This is a genomic window from Streptomyces sp. V4I2, from assembly GCF_030817655.1.
Classification (GTDB): domain Bacteria; phylum Actinomycetota; class Actinomycetes; order Streptomycetales; family Streptomycetaceae; genus Streptomyces; species Streptomyces plumbiresistens.
This window is the reverse complement of record NZ_JAUSZM010000003.1, coordinates 5,246,878-5,263,990: the sequence shown is the minus strand read 5'-3', so window position 1 is coordinate 5,263,990 and position 17,113 is coordinate 5,246,878. Positions and strand designations below refer to the sequence as shown.

At 69.4% G+C, this 17,113-nt stretch carries 18 protein-coding genes and 1 pseudogene; 5 read left to right on the top strand and 14 right to left on the bottom strand.

Features of this window, described 5'->3' with window-relative positions:
- Window positions 1-34: 34 nt before the first annotated feature.
- Window positions 35-820 carry an ABC transporter permease gene (locus tag QFZ76_RS24845; RefSeq protein ID WP_307675816.1) on the bottom strand — a complete coding sequence of 262 codons (786 nt, stop codon included), beginning with the start codon at window positions 818-820 and terminating at the stop codon, window positions 35-37.
- The gene (locus QFZ76_RS24840; protein ID WP_307675815.1) at window positions 817-1,737 is read right to left on the bottom strand and encodes an ABC transporter ATP-binding protein; all 921 of its coding nucleotides are present in this window, start codon (window positions 1,735-1,737) and stop codon (window positions 817-819) included. The genes QFZ76_RS24845 and QFZ76_RS24840 overlap by 4 nt, the downstream gene beginning before the upstream one ends.
- Window positions 1,738-1,831: 94 nt before the next feature.
- Here QFZ76_RS24840 and QFZ76_RS24835 point away from each other — a divergent pair, with 94 nt between their 5' ends.
- Entirely contained in the window at window positions 1,832-2,386 is a 555-nt protein-coding gene (locus tag QFZ76_RS24835) for a GNAT family N-acetyltransferase (RefSeq protein WP_307675814.1), read from the top strand.
- Window positions 2,387-2,452: 66 nt separating this feature from the next.
- On the opposite strand, the gene QFZ76_RS24830 is transcribed toward QFZ76_RS24835, so the two are convergent.
- The 8 genes from QFZ76_RS24830 to QFZ76_RS24795 form a co-directional block, all read right to left on the bottom strand.
- The gene (locus QFZ76_RS24830) at window positions 2,453-3,880 is read right to left on the bottom strand and encodes a type IV secretory system conjugative DNA transfer family protein (RefSeq protein ID WP_373464536.1); all 1,428 of its coding nucleotides are present in this window, start codon (window positions 3,878-3,880) and stop codon (window positions 2,453-2,455) included.
- Between the two features lie 115 nt (window positions 3,881-3,995).
- On the bottom strand, window positions 3,996-5,414 hold the full coding sequence (locus QFZ76_RS24825) for an ATP-binding protein (protein WP_307675812.1): 1,419 nt from the start codon (window positions 5,412-5,414) through the stop codon (window positions 3,996-3,998).
- A 10-nt stretch (window positions 5,415-5,424) separates the two neighbouring features.
- Window positions 5,425-6,984 (bottom strand): SCO6880 family protein, encoded by a 1,560-nt coding sequence (locus QFZ76_RS24820; protein WP_307675811.1) that lies wholly within the window; start codon window positions 6,982-6,984, stop codon window positions 5,425-5,427.
- Window positions 6,981-8,318, bottom strand: coding sequence for a hypothetical protein (locus QFZ76_RS24815; RefSeq protein WP_307675810.1), 1,338 nt, complete (start codon window positions 8,316-8,318; stop codon window positions 6,981-6,983). Before QFZ76_RS24815 ends, QFZ76_RS24820 begins: the two co-directional genes overlap by 4 nt.
- On the bottom strand, window positions 8,308-9,114 hold the full coding sequence (locus tag QFZ76_RS24810) for a hypothetical protein (protein ID WP_307675809.1): 807 nt from the start codon (window positions 9,112-9,114) through the stop codon (window positions 8,308-8,310). The genes QFZ76_RS24815 and QFZ76_RS24810 overlap by 11 nt, the downstream gene beginning before the upstream one ends.
- A 198-nt stretch (window positions 9,115-9,312) precedes the next feature.
- On the bottom strand, window positions 9,313-9,621 hold the full coding sequence (locus QFZ76_RS24805; RefSeq protein WP_019526682.1) for a hypothetical protein: 309 nt from the start codon (window positions 9,619-9,621) through the stop codon (window positions 9,313-9,315).
- 404 nt (window positions 9,622-10,025) lie between these two features.
- Window positions 10,026-11,360, bottom strand: coding sequence for a S53 family peptidase (locus QFZ76_RS24800; protein WP_307675808.1), 1,335 nt, complete (start codon window positions 11,358-11,360; stop codon window positions 10,026-10,028).
- A 274-nt stretch (window positions 11,361-11,634) separates the two neighbouring features.
- On the bottom strand, window positions 11,635-12,237 hold the full coding sequence (locus tag QFZ76_RS24795) for a TetR/AcrR family transcriptional regulator (RefSeq protein ID WP_307675807.1): 603 nt from the start codon (window positions 12,235-12,237) through the stop codon (window positions 11,635-11,637).
- 71 nt (window positions 12,238-12,308) lie between these two features.
- On the opposite strand from QFZ76_RS24795, the gene QFZ76_RS24790 reads away from it, so the two are divergent.
- Window positions 12,309-13,262, top strand: a complete 954-nt coding sequence (locus tag QFZ76_RS24790; RefSeq protein WP_307675806.1) for an oxidoreductase — start codon at window positions 12,309-12,311, stop codon at window positions 13,260-13,262.
- Window positions 13,237-13,830 (top strand): DinB family protein, encoded by a 594-nt coding sequence (locus QFZ76_RS24785; protein ID WP_266437239.1) that lies wholly within the window; start codon window positions 13,237-13,239, stop codon window positions 13,828-13,830. Before QFZ76_RS24790 ends, QFZ76_RS24785 begins: the two co-directional genes overlap by 26 nt.
- A 7-nt stretch (window positions 13,831-13,837) precedes the next feature.
- Here the strand turns inward: QFZ76_RS24785 and QFZ76_RS24780 are convergent, their stop codons facing one another.
- The 4 genes from QFZ76_RS24780 to QFZ76_RS24765 form a co-directional block, all read right to left on the bottom strand.
- Complete coding sequence (locus QFZ76_RS24780) at window positions 13,838-14,551, bottom strand: DUF4328 domain-containing protein (RefSeq protein ID WP_307675805.1); 714 nt, start codon at window positions 14,549-14,551, stop codon at window positions 13,838-13,840.
- A 146-nt stretch (window positions 14,552-14,697) separates the two neighbouring features.
- Entirely contained in the window at window positions 14,698-14,928 is a 231-nt protein-coding gene (locus tag QFZ76_RS24775) for a DUF397 domain-containing protein (protein WP_307675804.1), read from the bottom strand.
- On the bottom strand, window positions 14,925-15,110 hold the full coding sequence (locus tag QFZ76_RS24770) for a DUF397 domain-containing protein (RefSeq protein WP_307675803.1): 186 nt from the start codon (window positions 15,108-15,110) through the stop codon (window positions 14,925-14,927). The genes QFZ76_RS24775 and QFZ76_RS24770 overlap by 4 nt, the downstream gene beginning before the upstream one ends.
- Window positions 15,111-15,121: 11 nt before the next feature.
- Window positions 15,122-15,967, bottom strand: coding sequence for a helix-turn-helix transcriptional regulator (locus tag QFZ76_RS24765; protein ID WP_307675802.1), 846 nt, complete (start codon window positions 15,965-15,967; stop codon window positions 15,122-15,124).
- 195 nt (window positions 15,968-16,162) lie between these two features.
- On the opposite strand from QFZ76_RS24765, the gene QFZ76_RS24760 reads away from it, so the two are divergent.
- Window positions 16,163-16,600 carry an ATP-binding protein gene (locus tag QFZ76_RS24760; RefSeq protein ID WP_307675801.1) on the top strand — a complete coding sequence of 146 codons (438 nt, stop codon included), beginning with the start codon at window positions 16,163-16,165 and terminating at the stop codon, window positions 16,598-16,600.
- A 165-nt stretch (window positions 16,601-16,765) separates the two neighbouring features.
- Window positions 16,766-17,068, top strand: a pseudogene (locus tag QFZ76_RS24755) (Uma2 family endonuclease); the annotation flags it as partial.
- Window positions 17,069-17,113: the final 45 nt, after the last annotated feature.

Below are 17,113 nucleotides of genomic sequence, written 5' to 3'. Positions count from 1 at the left end.
GTCGTCATACGTCCCGTCGTCATACGTCCCGTCGTCATACGTCCCGTCGTTTCAGCTCCGCCGCGGCTGCCGCGAGGGCTGCCGCCGTCCACAGGAGCAGGGACAGGAGTGCCATGCCGGGGGAGGGTGCGTCCGGCATCGGCTGGGCGGTGGTGAGGGTTTCCAGGGCACGGCCGGGGAAGTGCCGTACGGCCTCGTCGACGATGTCGTACGGGAGCATGGCCAGCACCTCGGGGAGGATCATGATCAGGCCGATGAACGCGCCCGTGGCGATCGGGACCGAGCGGGCGACGGCGCCGAGGCCGAGGGCGAGGACCGCGAAGAGGGCGAGGCCGACGGCGTTGCCGACGAGGGCGCGCAGGACGCCCGGGTCGCCGAGGGAGGCGGCGTGGTCGGTGCCGGAGAGGAAGGACTGGGCGAGGGGGAAGGTGAGGAGGTTCGTCCACAGGGCGAGGGGGAAGGTGACCGCGGCCAGGACGGCCGCCTTCGCCCAGAGGACGGGCAGGCGGCTCGGGACCGCTGTCATCGTCGCCCGGATCTGGCCGGTGGAGTACTCGCCGGCGGTGGACAGGATGCCCAGGACGCCGAGGTTGAGCTGGGCGAACTGGGTGCCGAGGAGGATGAGGACGACCGTGTCGAGTTCGGCCTCGCCGTTGCCGTCGTAGGCCGCGCTGATGCCCGCGCCCATGGCGAGGGTCAGGGCGCTGGTGGCGATGAGGGTGATCCAGGTGGAGCGCAGGGTCCAGAGCTTGTGCCATTCGGAGCGCAGCACCCGGGCCGGGGTCACGCGGTACGGCACGGTCGTCGTCGCGGTGGTCATGCCGTGGGTCCTTCCAGGGTGGCGGTGAACTCGACCGCGTCACGGGTGAGGTCCATGAAGGCATCTTCCAAGGAGGCGGTGTTCGGGGTGAGTTCGAAGAGGGGGATGCCGTGGGCGACGGCGGTGCGGCCGATGCGTTCGGCGTCGGTGCCGCGGACGTCGAGGGTTTCGGGGGCGGTGGTCGTGATGTCGACGCCGGGGGCCGAGAGCAGTCGTACGAGGGTCTCGGCCTGCGGGGTGACGACCTTGACCGTGCCCGCGCCGGACTGTCGTACGAAGTCGGCGACCGTGGTGTCGGCCAGGAGGCGGCCGCGGCCGATGACGACCAGGTGCTCGGCCGTGAGGGCCATCTCGCTCATCAGGTGGGAGGAGACGAAGACCGTACGGCCTTCCGCGGCGAGGGACTTGAGGAGGTTGCGGATCCAGAGCACGCCCTCGGGGTCGAGGCCGTTGACCGGTTCGTCGAGGACGACGGTGGCCGGGTCGCCGAGCAACGCGGCGGCGATGCCCAGGCGTTGGCCCATGCCGAGGGAGAAGCCCTTGACGCGGCGGCGGGCGACGTCGGTCAGGCCGGTGAGGTCCAGGACGTGGTCGACGCGGGACCGGGGGATGCCGTGGGTGTGGGCGAGGGCGCGCAGGTGGTGGTGGGCGGTGCGGCCGGGGTGGATCGAGCGGGCCTCCAGGAGGGCGCCGACCTCCTGGAGGGGCGCGGGGTGGGCGGCGTAGGCGCGGCCGCCGACGGTGGCGTGGCCGCGGGTGGGGGCGTCCAGGCCGAGGATCATGCGCATGGTCGTGGACTTGCCGGCGCCGTTGGGGCCGAGGAAGCCGGTGACCGTGCCGGGGCGGACGGTGAAGGACAGGTCGGAGACGACCGTCTTGTCGCCGTAGCGTTTGGTCAGGTCCTGTGCCGTAATCATGCTTCGATGCTCGTCCGGGCCGGGGCGGCGGGCGTCGGACCGGGGGCAGTATTCGAGGTGAGGGGCGTAGTACCCGGGTATTACGGTGGCTGGCATGAGCAGCTATGTGATCCGGTCCGTGCGTGCTGACGAGTGGCCTGCCGTGAAGGAGCTTCGGCTTGCGGCTCTGAAGGATCCTGTCGCGCACCTCGCCTTCCTCCAGACCTACGAGGAGGCCGCCGCCGAGCCGGACTCGTTCTGGAAGGAGCGGACCGCCTCGGGCGCGGAGGGGGCGACCGGGGTGCAGCAGATCATCGCCGCGGGGCCGGACGGGCGGTGGGTCGGGACGCTGACCGTGCTGGTCGAGGAGCCCGGGACGACGGACTGGGCCGGGTTTCCGGTGGAGCGGAAACAGGGGCATCTCGTCGGGGTGTTCGTACGGCCCGAGGAGCGGGGGAACGGGCTGACCGAGGTGTTGTTCGACGCCGCTCTCGAGTGGGCGTGGGCGCAGGGGGCCGAGCGGGTGCGGCTCATCGTGCACGAGGAGAACGGGCGGGCGCAGCGGTTCTACCGGAAGGTGGGGTTCGTGCCGAGTGGGGTGACCGTGCCGTTGGCCGCTCGGCCCGGGGAGCTGGAGTTGGAGTTCGTCCTGGAGCGTGGGCAGGACTGACGTACTGACGTGTGGGAACGACGGGCGTGAACGATGTACGTGAACGGCGGGCGTGACTCGGGGGGATTACACCGGCAGTTCGGCGTCCGGCCAGCGTGTGCGGGCCTGTTCGCGGGAGCGGAGCAGGGCCAGGGTCGGCAGGCCCCGGTCCGTTCCGGCGGCCAGCAGTTCCGGGAGCTGGGGAAGCGGAGCCACGGCGGCGACGTCGTCCAGGACGAGCGTGAGTGGTGGGTCGAGGCGACCGGAGGATGACCGTTCGGCCATGCGCCGGCCGCGCTCGACCACGCTTGAGGCGAGGGCGGTGAGCAGAGGCATCGCGCCCGGATCGGTCCGGGGGTCCTCGATGGATTCACCTACCACATAAAGCGTGCCCCCTTCGTCCACGAAGGAATCCAGGGCGAGCGCATCAGTTCGGTTGGGGGTGCAGGCCTCGCGGATGTTGAGCGTGGAGAGGGCGGAGAGGGCCCGGCTCGTCAACTCCTGGGCGATGTCCCGGCGTTCCGCGTGGGCGGTGAGTGCGGCTTCCAGTTCGCCCGCGGAGCCGGAGGCCGCCTTGGGGTTCGTACGGAGGGTTCGTACGGCGTCCTGGATCTGGGTGCCCTGGGACCAGCGGTGGACGTGGCGGATCGTACGGCCGTCGATGGCGGCGGCGTGCAGATAGCTGCGCAGGAGCGTTTCGGCCACGTCGCTGACGGCCTGGTCGATTTTCGCGGTGGGGCGGATGGGGGCGAGGAGGGCGGTGGCCCGTGCCGCCGCCGTCTGTTTGTCCTCGCAGCCGGTGGTGGGGGACCAGTGGAGGCGGGCCGGAGTGTCGCAGCGGTGGGTGGGGTCGTAGACGTGGACCGGGCCGAGTTTGGCGCGGGCGTCTTTGGTGTCCTGCCAGATGGCGGGGTTCGAGGTGACGATGAGGGCGGGGCCCTCCGCGTCCCGTATGGCTTGGATTGCGGTGGATTGGCGGGTTTCCGGCGGGGCGTACAGAACCGCGCCTGCGGGGCGGGTTTTTTCCCACCCACCCACCACCGGTTCACCATTCCTCGAAAGGCTCGGCAAAGGACTCGACAGGGGGGCCGACTCCACCGGTGCCGCCTCTTGCAGTACTTGGGTCGGCTGCGGCTCCGGCTGCGGCTCCGGCTCCGTGCGTGGCAGTGGCACCTCCCGGATCTCGGGTGCCGGTGCCGGTGCCGGTGTCGGTTCCGGCTCCGCCCTCTCCAGCCGCCGCCGCACCCTGACCGCCCGCCACCGTGCCAGCGTGCCCATCACGAACACCGTCAGGACGATCAGGATCATGACCTGGCCGATGAGCAGGCCCCAGAACAGGCCGTAGCCCGAGAGCTGGGACTCGGGGGTGTCCGGCCAGGCGGCGGGGATGTCGTGCGGCTGGGCGACGAGGCCGCGGATGGCGAGGGGGGCGCGGGTGAAGGTGACGCCGTCGGGCCAGGCGCCGTGGGCGAACAGGGCGGCCAGGCCCGTGGCGGACCAGACCAGCAGGGTCATGCCGAGGAGGAAGGCGAGTATGCCGACCAGCAGACCGTCGGGGATGCCTCCCCGGCCGTCCTGCCGGTCGTCGCGGTACTGCTCGTTCGGTCTCACGCCTTCCCCCTACGACTGACTACGCCACCGTCGACTCGGAGTCGCCGAGGTGCTGTTCCACGAACGCCGCCGCCCGTTCCTCCGCTTCGAGCTCGGCGGCGCGCAGGGCGTCGTCGGCCAGTTCGCGGTGGTCGGCGGAGGACTCGGTCATCGCGCGGTCGGTGAAGACCAGGGGGCGTTCGGTCTCGGTGATCAGGTGTTTGACGACCTGGACGTTGCCGTTGACGTCCCAGACGGCGATGCCGGGGGTGAGGGACGGGATGATCTCCACAGCCCATCTGGGCAGGCCGAGCACCCGGCCCGTCGCCCTCGCCTCGTCGGCCTTCTGGGCGTAGATCGTCCTTGTCGACGCCATCTTGAGGATCGCCGCGGCCTCCTTCGCCGCCGCCCCGTCCACCACGTCGGACAGGTGGTGCACCACCGCCACGAACGACAGGCCCAGTCGGCGGCCGAACTTCAGCAGCCGCTGGAAGAGCTGGGCCACGAACGGGCTGTTGATGATGTGCCAGGCCTCCTCGACCAGGAAGATGCGCTTCCTGCGGTCGGGGCGGATCCAGGTGTGCTCCAGCCACACGCCGACGATCGCCATGAGGATGGGCATGGCGATGGAGTTCCGGTCGATGTGGGACAGGTCGAAGACGATCAGCGGGGCGTCCAGGTCGATGCCGACCGTCGTGGGGCCGTCGAACATGCCCCGCAGGTCACCGTCGACCAGGCGGTCGAGGACCAGCGCCACGTCCAGGCCCCACGCCCGTACGTCGTCTATGTCGACGTTCATCGCCTCGGCGGACTCCGGCTCGGGGTGCCGCAGCTGCTCGACGATGTCGGTCAGCACCGGCTGGCGTTCGACGATCGTCTCGTTGACGTAGGCGTGGGCGACCTTGAGCGCGAAGCCGGAGCGCTCGTCCAGGCCGTGGCCCATGGCGACCTCGATGATGGTCCGGAGCAGCGCGAGCTGGCCCGTCGTCGTGATCGCCGGGTCGAGCGGGTTGAGCCGGATGCCCTGGTCGAGCGCCGCCATCGGGTCCAGCCGGATGGGAGTTATGCCCAGCTCCTGCGCGATGAGGTTCCACTCGCCGGCGCCGTCCTCGCCCTGGGCGTCGAGGACGACGACCTGGCGGTCGCGGAAGCGGAGCTGGCGCAGGACGTACGTCTTCTCCAGCGCCGACTTGCCGTTGCCGGACTCGCCGAGGACCAGCCAGTGCGGGGCCGGGAGCTGCTGGCCGTACAGCTGGAAGGGGTCGTAGATGTAGCCCTTCCCGGAGTAGACCTCGCGGCCGATGATGACGCCCGAGTCGCCGAGGCCGGGGGCCGCGGTCGGGAGGTAGACCGCCTGGGCCTGGCCGGTGGAGGTGCGGACCGGCAGGCGGGTCGTCTCGACCTTGCCGAAGAGGAAGGACGTGAAGGCGTCGGTGAGGATGGACATCGGATCCCGCATGCGGCGGCCCCTACCTTCGAATGCCGGTGGCGAACGGGAGCGTGTTCACGAAGGCGCGATGGTGCTCGCGGTCGCACCATTCCAGCTTCAGGTACGACTTTCCGGCCGAGGCCCGGATGGTCCGCTTGTCGCGGGCCAGGGCCTCGGGCGATCGGGAGGAGACGGTGATGTAGCCGACCAGGTTGACGCCGGCCGCGCCGCTCGCGAGGTCTTCTCCTCGCTGGTCGAGACGGTTGTGGGCGGCGATGTCGCGTGGGTCGACGGTGCGGTTCATCTTGGCGGCGCGGGAGGCCTCGGCCTCGTCGTTGGTCTTCTCGGTCAGCATGCGTTCGATGGCTACCTCGGTGGGCTCGAGATCCATCGTCACGGCGACCGTTCGGATGACGTCCGGGGTGTGGACGAGGAGCGGGGCGAGGAAGTTGACGCCGACGGGGGTCATCGGCCACTCCTTCACCCACGCCGTGGCGTGGCACCAGGGTGCGCGGGTGGAGGACTCCCGGGTCTTGGCCTGGAGGTACGTCGGCTCCATGGCGTCCAGTTCGGCCGGCCAGGCGTTGCGCTTGGTCATCGCCTGGATGTGGTCGATCGGGTGGTCCGGGTCGTACATGGAGTGGATGAGCGAGGCGAGACGGCCCTGGCCCAGCGGCTGCCGTACGCGGATGTCGGCCTCCTGGAGGCGCGAGCAGATGTCAGTCAGCTCGCGGGCCATGACGACCGCGAGGCCCGCGTCCCGGTCCAGCTTGCGGCCGTTGTGCGGGCGCGCGGCCCGGGCCATCGCCTGGGCCTCGGCGGCCAGTTCCCGGTTGTAGTGCATACAGGCGACGAGGTATGCGCGGTGCTGCTCGCTGCTCGTCGACACCATCGACTGCAGTTGGTCGTACGACTGCTGCAGCCACCCCAGCGACTTCTCGTCCCCGCGTACGGCGACGTCCTTGGCGTGGGCGTCCGGGTCGGCGGGGAGGGTGCGGGCGAGCATCTGGAGGCGGGTGACGAAGCCGTCGCCGTTGGCCACGTGCTTGAGGAGGGTGCCGAAGCGGTCGACGAGGGCTTCCTGGTCCTCCGAGTCGCGCAGACCGACGCCCGGCCCCTCGATCTCGATGGCCGCGGTGACCGTACGGCGGTCCGCGTGCAGCAGGACGGCGATCTCGTCGGGGCCGAACGGGGCGGCCAGCCAGTTGATGCGGCCGATGCCGGGCGGCGGGCCGATCTCCACCTCACGGCCGTCGAGGTGGATGCCGGCCTCCATGACACCGGAGCGGTAGGTGGTGCCCTGCTTGAGGGTGCGCTTGAAGCTTCGGTTGATCTCGAACCACTTGTAGAAGGTGCGGCGCTTGTACGGCACGTAGACCGCCGCCAGCGCGACCATCGGGAAGCCCATCAGCAGCACGATGCGCAGGGACAGCACCGGGACGAGGAGCCCGCACATCATGCCGAGGAACGCGCCGCCGATGATGAGCGCGATCTCGCCGGTCTCTCGATTCCTGCCGACGATCGCGTTCGGCCGGGCGCGGCCGATCAGATATGTACGGCGGGGCGTGACCGGATGGGACACGTGGGACTCGGTCGTCAACGCCCTTCACCTCCCGTGCGGTTGGTACTGCTGTTGCGGGTGTTGCTGGCGTGCGGGCTGTTCACCGGGCTGTTGCCCGCGCGGGGAGCGGGGGCGGCGGAGGGAACAGATCCGCCGCCTCCGTTCGGCGTGCGTGTGCTGTGCGCGGCGACCCCGCCGGATACGGGGTTGCTCGGGCGGGCACCGTTCGATCCGCCCTGGCCTCCGCCGCCGTTGTTGTCGGCGCGGGTGCTGTGGGTCTTGATGCCTTGCGCGACGAGGGTGGCGGGGGAGGTCATGACGGCCGCGGCCTTGCCCTCCGCGCCCTGCATGATGCGGTTGCTGCGGGAGTTCGCGATCTCGTCGCCGAAGCCGGGGACGAAACGGTAGATCATCGCACTGGCGAAGATCGCGAGCAGGATGATGGCGAGGCCGGACACGACGGCGGAGAACGCGTCGGGGCCGTCCTCGGCGGACAGCGCGCCGGCCAGGCCCAGCACGATGACGATGACGGGCTTGACCAGGATGACCGCGATCATGATGCCCGCCCAGCGGCGGACGTGGCCCCACAGGTTCTTGTCGACGAGGCCGGCGTAGACGACGGTGCCGAGGAGGGCGCCGACGTAGAGGAGCGCGGCTCTGATGACCAGCTCCAGCCACAGCACCCCGGCGGCGAGGATGCTCACCAGCGACACGACGATCAGCATGATGGGGCCGCCGCCGATGTCCTCGCCCTTGCTGAGGGCGCCGGAGAAGTTGCCGAAGAAGGTGTCGGTCTGGTTGCCGGTCGTCTGCGCGAGGACCTCTGAGACGCCGTCCGTCGCCGATACGACCGTGTACAGGATCAGCGGCGTGAAGGCGGACGCCAGGACCGTCAGCCAGAGGAACCCGATCGCCTCCGAGATGGCGGTGGTGAGGGGGACACCCCGGACGGCACGCTTCGCGACCGCGAGAAGCCACAGGAGGAGGGTCAGGATCGTCGACGCGGCGAAGACCACGGCGTACTGCTGGAGGAACTTCTGGTTCGTGAAGTCGACGTTCGCCGTCTCTTTCACGGCTTCACTGAGCTTGTCGATGGTCCAGGCGGCGGCGTCCGCGCAGCCCTTGGCGAGGGAGGAGAGGGGGTCGAGGGTGCTGGTGGGGTCCAGGGTGCCGGAGCGGCCGGTTCCGGTGGAGCCGCTACCGTCCTCGCAGTACTCCTTGGCAGGGCCGACGATGAGATCGCAGTTGCCGTCCGACGGTGACGGAGACGGCGTGGGGGCCGCCGCAGCTCGGGTGGCCAGCATCAGGACCGCGGTCTGTACGGCGGTGACGGCTGCGGCGACCTTGAGTACGCGGCGCGGGCTACCGGGCATACGTGAACCCTCCGTACTCCTCGACGGCCTTGGCCATCTCGTCGGCGCTGGATGCCTTGTCGTCGCCGGGAACGGGCGCGGGTCCGTCCTTCTGGGCGAAGCTGTCGACCTTCCAGTCTCCGTCAGCCCAGCGCAGTTGGAGCGTCATGGTGAACCAGTCACTGGTGACCGGGTTGGTCGAGTTCGTCCCGGCCGTGCCGTACAACCCGGTGCACCAGACCTCGGCGGTGGCCGTGGTGTTCGAGTAGCTCGTGACCTTGGTGCCGATCGGGACGGTGCGCGAGACGTAGGTGTTGCCCCCCGTGGCGTTGCCGTTCGCGTCCAGGCCGATATTGCTCAGGAACTCCTTGGAGTACGCCTTGTTCAGCTTGTCGGCCAGGCCGGCCTGCTTGTCGGCGACGAAGACCTGCTGGACGATTTCCGCTCGCCGGGCCGGCTTGAGGATGTCGGCCGAGACCAGCTTTACCGCGTAATTGGCGGCAGCACTCTGGGCCCCTTGCTCGTCCTGAGCGAAGTCCGACTCCACCGGACGATCCCCGCTCGCCGCCGTAGACGCAGCCTCCGGCTGGGACGCCACCCCGTCCGTGGATGAGGAATCGTCTCCTCCACGGTTCGCGAAGGCGATCGCGGCGATCAGGAGGACGACGACGCCGACCACCGTGACCAGGCTGCGGGAAGAGGACCGGCCTCTGCGTGCGCCGCCGTACACGTCGCCGGGCCGGTCGGGGAGGCGCGTGCGCGTGTGCCCCGAACCGCCGTAGCCACCGGAGGTCTCGTCGTCGTCTCCGAGAGTCATGCCGCGTACGCCCCCTCGACGTCGTGCGGAAACGCGTAGATGTACGACGGTAGCCGTGCTGGTTCCCGCGCGGGCGCGGTGTGGTGACTCGACATCAGGGAAACGCAACCTCTGCCGGTGGGCACGACGGACGGGTGGGGTGGAGGGGGAACCGGGCGCGCCCGGCCGGACCGGAGGTGCGTCGACCGGACGCGGTATCTACACGGCCATGCCGTACACGATGGTGAAGAGGGTGCCGAGGGAGCCGATGATGAAGACTCCGGTGAGGCCGGCGATGATGAGGCCCTTGCCCTGCTCGGCACTGAAGGTGTCCCGGAGGGCGGTGGCGCCGATGCGCTGTTTGGCCGCGCCCCAGATGGCGATGCCGAGGCACAGCAGGATGGCCACCGCCATCACGACCTCGATCATCACCTTCGCCTCGTTGCCCAGGCTGCCGAAGGGGCCCCAGTCCGGAGCGATCCCCCCGATGATGGTGTTGATGTCTCCCTCGTCGGCCGCAAAGAGCATGTAAGTCACCGCCCCTGGTGGGTAGTTCCGTGTCCCCTGCATGGACGCAGAGGTCAGGCCTCATTCTCGCCGAAAATTCCGCTGTCGTATGTCGACTTGGCGTCATCGGTTGGCGGGTTTCGTACGAATACCTTGTCACCGGCCCGCGCCGGGTCCCTCGGACGGGTGCGGGACGGTATACGAGGAGTCGCATCGTCACTCTGTGTATCACGGCAGGTCACGCCGGGCAATGAGGCCTGAGCGGAACCTGTCGTGTGGTTCCGTCGTTGACCCCTTTTCACGACCGGCCGCCGTGGGTGACGGCCAGTCGGGTGAGCGGTCGGAAAGAATGTTCTCATGCGAACGGGCCGCGGCTGGATGCCGCGGCCCGTTGGTCTGACTGTCGATCAACCGGTGAGGTGTGATCAGCCGGTGAAGGCGCCCGTGCCCTCCGGGGTGCCCCAGCCGGTCGGGCCGTCGTAGCCGGACGTGGCGGTGCAGAAGTAGCTCGTGGAGCAGGTGCCGTTGTTGCCGGAGGTCACGTCGTTGAGCGCCGAGGTGCCGGCGGCCTTGTACGGGAACTGGGCCGGGTAGGAGCTGCTGGACGGGGTGCCGGCGAGGGCGTAGACGCCCGCGATGATGGGCGAGGAGGCGCTCGTACCGCCGAAGGTGTACCAGCCGGCGGTGACGCCGTAGGAGTCGTAGACCGAGACGCCGGTCGCCGGGTCGGCGACGGCCGAGACGTCCGAGATCATGCGCTTGGTGCAGCCGGTGTCGGTCTGCCAGCTCGGCTTGGCGTCGTACTTGGAGCAGCCGGAGCCGGTGCCCTCGGTGGTGCTCGTCTTCCACACGCTCTCGGTCCAGCCGCGGGTGGTGGAGGAGGTGGCGAGCTTGGTGCCGCCGACGGAGGTGACGTACTTGGAGGCGGCCGGGTATTCGGCGCCGTAGGCGGAGTCGCCGGCGCTGACGGTGATGGCGACGCCGGGGTGGTTGAAGTACGAGGTGTCGTACGACGTGCCCGACGAGGACTCGGAGCCGCCGTAGCTGTTGGAGACGAACTTGGCACCGAGGCTGACGGCCTCGTTCACGGCCTTGCCGAGGTTGGCCATGGTGGCGGAGGTGGCCTCGACGAGCGTGATGTGGCAGTTCGGGCAGGTCGCGCTGGCCATGTCCAGGTCGAGGGAGATCTCCTCGGCCCAGCCGCTGTCGGCGGAGGGGAGGGAGGTCGTGGAGCCGGTCTGGCTGACCTTCTTGAAGCAGCCGTTGGCGGTGGTGCAGGAGGAGAGGCCGTAGTACGAGCGGTATTTCGCGAGGTCGGCCTCGGCGTTCGGGTCGTCGTACGCGTCGACGATCGCGATGGTCTCGCCGGAACCCTTGGAGGAGGCGGCGGAGGTCAGGCCGTAGGCGGACTGGAGGTCGGACGGGCCGTAACCGGAGGGAGTGGCGGCGTCGGCGGCCTTCGGGGTGGCGCCGTCTTCCTTCGCCTCCTGCTTCTGGAAGGCGGTGACGCCGCCGGTGACGCGGAGGGAGTCGCAGGCCAGTTCGCCCTTTTTCTTGGGCGTGGCACAGGGGGTGGCCGACCAGGTCACCTTCGAGGCGGTGGCGGTGGCGGCAGTTGTGGCGGTGGTGGCGCTCGCTTGGGCCGCGGTGCCGAGTCCGGCGAACACGAGCGCGGCGGTGGCCACGGCAGCGGAGCCGATGCGGGTCCATCTGGCGTGGGTGGAGGGGGTGTTGGGGGTGTTGGGGGATCGCGTACGCAACGTACAGCCTCCTGAGAGTGGTTGACAGGGGCAGTGCGGGTGGTGATGCCACCGGTACGTGGTCCCCGGCAGCGGGCGGCGGCCCGCCGACGACTGTCGCTTGTTGGGTACGCGACAACAAGGTGGGCTGCGGAATCCTGACTTCCGCCTTACTGAAGGGGGTTGGGGGATTGCTGATCAATGGCCGGGCGATGGCGGGGGCATGGCCGCGACTTGACCCGGAGCACAGTGGAGGCACAAGTTCCGAATAGGCGAAGCCTGGCCTGGTGAGGGCTCAGCGGGGCTTGAGGCCGTGGAGCAGGTGGTGGATCAGGTCGTCGAGGGTGGCGTGGGCCGCGTCCGGGTCCAGCATGCCGCCTGTGGTGAACGCGGCGATGCCCTGGAGGGCGGCGCCCACGACGAGGGTGAGGCGTTCCGGATCGCCCTCGACGATCTCGCCGCGCTTCTGTGCGTCCGCGATCACCCGCTCCAGGGAGCCCACGGTCTTGTCGATGCCGACAGCCATCTGCTCGGCGGCGTCCGGGTCGTGCTTGCGGGCGTACATCAGCTCCAGCAGCTCGGCGTACTCGGTGGCGAAGCCGAGGTAGGCGCCGGCGAGGGCGGTGAGGCGGGGCTGGAGGGGGAGGGCGGGGTCGTCGGCGGCGTTCAGGGTCTGCGCGAGCCGCTCGTAGCCGGCCAGTGCCAGGGCGTTGAGCAGGGCCTGCTTGTCCTTGAAGTGCCGGCCGGGGGCGGCGTGGCTGACGCTGGTCTCGCGGGCGAGTTCGCGCAAGGACAGGGAGCCGACGCCCTTCTCTCGCAGTGTGCGCTCGGCGACGGCGAGCAGGGCGGCGCGGAGGTCTCCGTGGTGGTAGGGGCGGCTCTCGGGCATGGGGCTCATCCTAACCGGATGTTGCCGCTGTCATCTTTGTAGGCATTGCCATCATTGTTGTCGGCGTCTACATTGAGGTCATGGTAGCTGACAAGAACCAGAAGAAGCGCGAGCACTGGAACGCGACGCTCATTCCCGACCTCACCGGACGCACGGCGGTCGTCACCGGTGCCAACAGCGGCATCGGCCTGACGGCCGCGGACGCGCTGGCCCGCGCGGGCGCCCACGTCGTGTTCGCCGTACGGGACGTGGAGCGGGGACGCGCGGCGGCCGCGACCGTGCACGGCAGCACGGAGGTACGCCGCCTGGACCTGGCGGACCTGTCCTCCGTACGGGAGTTCGGGGACGCGTGGGAGGGCCGCTCCCTGGCCCTGCTGATCAACAACGCCGGCGTGATGATGCTCCCGAAGCAGCGCACGCGGGACGGCTTCGAGATGCAGTTCGGCACCAACCACCTCGGCCACTTCGCCCTGACGAACCTTCTCCTGCCGTACGTCACCGACCGCGTCGTCACCGTCTCCTCGGGCGCTCACCGCTGGGGCGGCGCGACCATCCGCTTCGACGACCTGAACCTGGACGCGGACTACACCCCACGGGGCGCGTACGCCCAGTCCAAGCTGGCCAATCTGTTGTTCACGCTCGAACTCCAACGCCGCCTGACGGAGGCCGGCTCCCCGGTCCGCGCCCTGGCCGCCCACCCCGGCTACGCCGCCACCAACCTCCAGAGTCACGCCTCGAACCCGGTCACCCGCGCCTTCATGCGGGTCGGCAACCGGTTCCTCGCCCAGGACGACAGGGCCGGCGCCCTGCCCACGCTGTACGCGGCGACGCAGGACCTTCCCGGCGCGAGCTACGTGGGCCCGGACGGGCTGGGCGAGATGCGCGGTGCGCCGACCTTGGTGGGCCGCACGCCGGCAGCGAGCGACGCGGCGACGGCACGGCGGCTGTGGACGGTGTCGGAGGAGTTGACGGGGGTGGGCTACTCCTTGGCTCCGGCAGACTGGCCCCATGACCGCATCGGATCCCAAGGCTGACCTTCACCGCTACCTGCAGTCCGCGCGCGATGCCCTGCTGTGGAAGCTCGAAGGGCTCTCGGAGTACGACATCCGCCGCCCGCTGACGCCGACCGGCACCAACCTGCTGGGCCTGGTGAAACACGTGGCCAGTATCGAACTGGGCTACCTCGGCGACACCTTCGGCCGGCCGTCCGGCGAGCCGCAGCCCTGGCACGACGAGGGTGCTGACCTCAACGCGGACATGTGGGCCACCGCCGACGAGTCACGCGAGTACATCGTGGACCTCTACCGCCGGGCATGGGCGCACGCCGACGCGACGATCGACGCGCTGGAGCTGGACACGATCGGCAAAGTGCCGTGGTGGCCGAGCGAACGCAACGAAGTGACGCTGCATCATGCCGTGGTCCGAGTGATCGGCGATGCGCACCGGCACGCCGGGCATGCCGACATCCTCCGCGAACTCATCGACGGCGCCGTGGGGATGAACGAGGGCAACGACAACATGCCGCCGGGCGACAAGGCGTGGTGGGAGAACCATCGAAGCCGACTGGAGAGCGTGGCTCGGGAAGCCGACCGAGACGCGTAGCCTGCCTTCAGAGGACTCGACTTGTCCGGTACGGCCCCTCGGTCGCCCTCAGCCGTTGCATGGCCGTCAGCCGTACGGCGAAGTACACCGCGGCCGCCGCGGCGGCCGCGCCCAGGAGGTCGGCTGCCATGTACTGCATCACCGCGGTACGGATTTCGGCGATGCCCTCGGCGTTGGCGTAGCGCGATTCGGCGTACCGGTCGAACAACGTGCTGGAGACGAACAGTCCCCACCACAGATTCACCGGCCAGATCGATGCCCGGTAGGGCTCGCCGTCGTCCGGCAGCGGTGTGGCGGCTCCCCACATGTCGACGGCGACGCGGTACGGGATCCAGAAATTCGCCAGCGGGATGAGCCAGCCCCCGATGGCCCAGCCGGCGCCCTTGCGGAACCGGTCCGGTGCCAGCAGCCCTGCACTGCGGCGCATCAGGAAGAACCAGGTGATGAAGAGGATCGCGCACGGCAGGTACACCTGTACCTGGACGTTCCCGGCCGTCTGATACAGCGAGTACGCGGCATCCAGTTCCTGCTGCGGACCGGTGACGAAGCCCTCGTCCTCGTCGATGAGGGCGTAGATCCGGGCCCCGACGAACACAGCGAACAGATCGGTGAGGGCGACGACAGCGAGCCCCGCCGACACCGCGACCAGAAGGGGGCGCGACGACCGCGGCACCGCGCGGGGCAGCAAGGGACGAGGGCGGAGATCACTGGATCCGGACATGACGGCAGGCCCCCCCACGGGCGAGGAAACGGAACGGCCCGCGGAAGAACGCGTGCTGAGGCACGATACGCCCGACATGTGATCCCGTCCATGACAATCCGCAGGTCGGAGGGGTGCGGGGACGTGGCCGCCGCCCGGGCTGCCTCCTATCCCTCCACGAAGTGGTCGAACTCGCCTGCCTGTACGCCGAGTACGAAGGCGTCCCACTTGCGGCGGTTGGTGGTGACCACGTTGTCCGGGTCGCTGGTCTCGCGGATGTAGACGGGGGCGTCCCCGTCGTCACCCTCGCCGAAGGCGACCTCGATCCAAGGGCCGGGGCCGGTTGCCTCCGGCGGGGCGGCGCGGGTCCAGGTGAGGTCGGTGGGGATGTCGCTCAACGGTGGGTTTCCTTCTTCAGTACGGCGAGGAGGGCGTCGAAGGCGGCCGGGTGGGCGTCGAGTATGACGCCGTCGGGGTCGGCGCTTTCGGTGAGATGGATCGTTTCGGTGGTGGCGGTGACGTGCACGCATGAGTCGCCCTGGGCGCAGTAGGACGACTTCTGCCAGGTGAGTTGGGTCATCACGGGGTGCCTCACAGGTCCTGGGCGATCTTGTGGATGAAGTCGCGTGATTCCACGGCCGGTAGCGCGCAGGCTTCCATGCGGTCGAGGAGTACGCGGTACTTGTCGAGCTGAGCCTCAGAGTCGAGGAAGGCCGGGCCGTGGGACTGGTCGAGGTGCACGGTGTCGAGTTGAGGCACCGGCCCCTTGGAGTAGTAGAAGGACTGGCCCGAGCCGGGGAGCGTGGCGGCGTCGAACGGGATCACGCGGAGCATGACGTGGTCGCGCTCGCTCATGTCCAGCAGGTGCTGAAGCTGCGCCCGGGTCACAGAGGGGCCGCCGAACCTCATGCGCAGAGCAGCCTCGTGGACGATTGCCTGGTGAGGTGTCGGGGAGTCCCGGTAGAGCACGGCTTGCCGCTTGATGCGGAACGAGATCCGGTGCTCGATGTCGGGGGGCGACATCTCTGGCACGTCCTGGCGGAAGATCTCGCGGGCGTAGTCCGTGGTCTGGAACAGGCCGGGGATGTGCACGGTAACGGCGGCGCGCAGCCGAGTTGCGTGGTGCTCGACTTCGGCGAGGTCCAGCAGGGCCGCGGGCAGGATCTCGCGGTACTCCTCCCACCAGCCGCGCGTCCGCTCGGTTGCCATCTCGCTGAGCGCCTCGACCAGGGCCTTGTCCCCGCAGTCGTAGTGGCAGGCAAGCGTGCGTACTCGCTCGGGGCTCACTCCCGCACGTCCGGCTTCCACATTGCTGATCTGGTTCTGCTGAACGCCGAGCAGTCGACTCGCCTGGGTGGAGGTCAGGCCCGCGCGTTCCCGGAGTTTGCGCAGCTCAGCGCCCAGGCGAAGGTGGCGCCCCGTTGGGTTGCTTCGCACGGGTGTCTGTCCTCCTTGTCACTCACACGAGTGGTAAAGCAGTGCTTTCTCGCAATTCGTCTAAGACCTTAGATGAGCCCCGCTACCTTACAACTGGGCCCCTCGCTCAGGAGCACACCGTCCGACGGGACGGCATCGTCACTGGGCAACCACCATCCGCACGTCCCCAACTCCCCTCAGTGATCGGAGACTTCCATGGCAACCGTATCCCCGCCCTGGGCGTACACCCTCCACCTCCCGCACGATCCGCACGCGCCGGGGATCGCCCGCGCAACCCTCCGTACCGTCCTCGCGGCCCACGGTCTCCCCGAACTCGCCCCTACCGCCGAACTGTTGGCCTCCGAGCTCCTCAGCAACGCCCACCGCCACACTGCCGGCCCCTATGCCCTGCGACTCCGCGCGATGGAACCCGGCCGTCTCCGAGTCGCCGTATGGGACACGGATCCGAGGGTGCCTCCCGGATTCGGCACCGACGGAGCCGCCGTACCCCCGCTCGACGCCGAGGACGGCCGCGGTCTGCACCTCGTGCGGGCGTGTGCGGACGCGGTCGGTGTCTCCGTGCTGCGGGAGTTGGGGGCGTCGAAGGGCGGGAAGCTGCTGTGGGCGGAGTGTCAGTGGGGTGACCTACCGTAATGGAGCATGTCCGGAGGGTAGGAGAGATGTCTTGTGGCGAAGGCCGAGCAACGCATCAGGACGGCACAGGGAACGGAACAGTACGGTGGATTCGACGCCGAGGGGGACGGCGGACCTCCCAACGACCCCGTTCGCGTGGGCGTGGTCGGGTAGGTTCGTCGACAGCTGGACGCCGTTCTGCCCGACGGGCTGGGAACCTTCCAGGTTTCCTCGATCGCCCTGCCGGAGGACCCCGACGACTATGTGACTCCGGATCTGATCATTCTGCCCACGGAGTGGACGGAGGACGACGACTGGCTCGCCGACCCCGAGGGCGCCGCCCTCGCCGTCGAGGTCATCTCCCAGTCCGAGAAGTCCCGCGAGATCCGGGACAAGGCCGACTGGTACGCCGTCGCGCGCGTCCCGGTGCTCCTCGTGATCGACCCCCGCAAGGGCACCTGGGCCCTGCACACCTACCCGGACAGCGGACGGACGACTTCCCGGTGTACGGGAACTCTCCGCGAGCCTGACCGG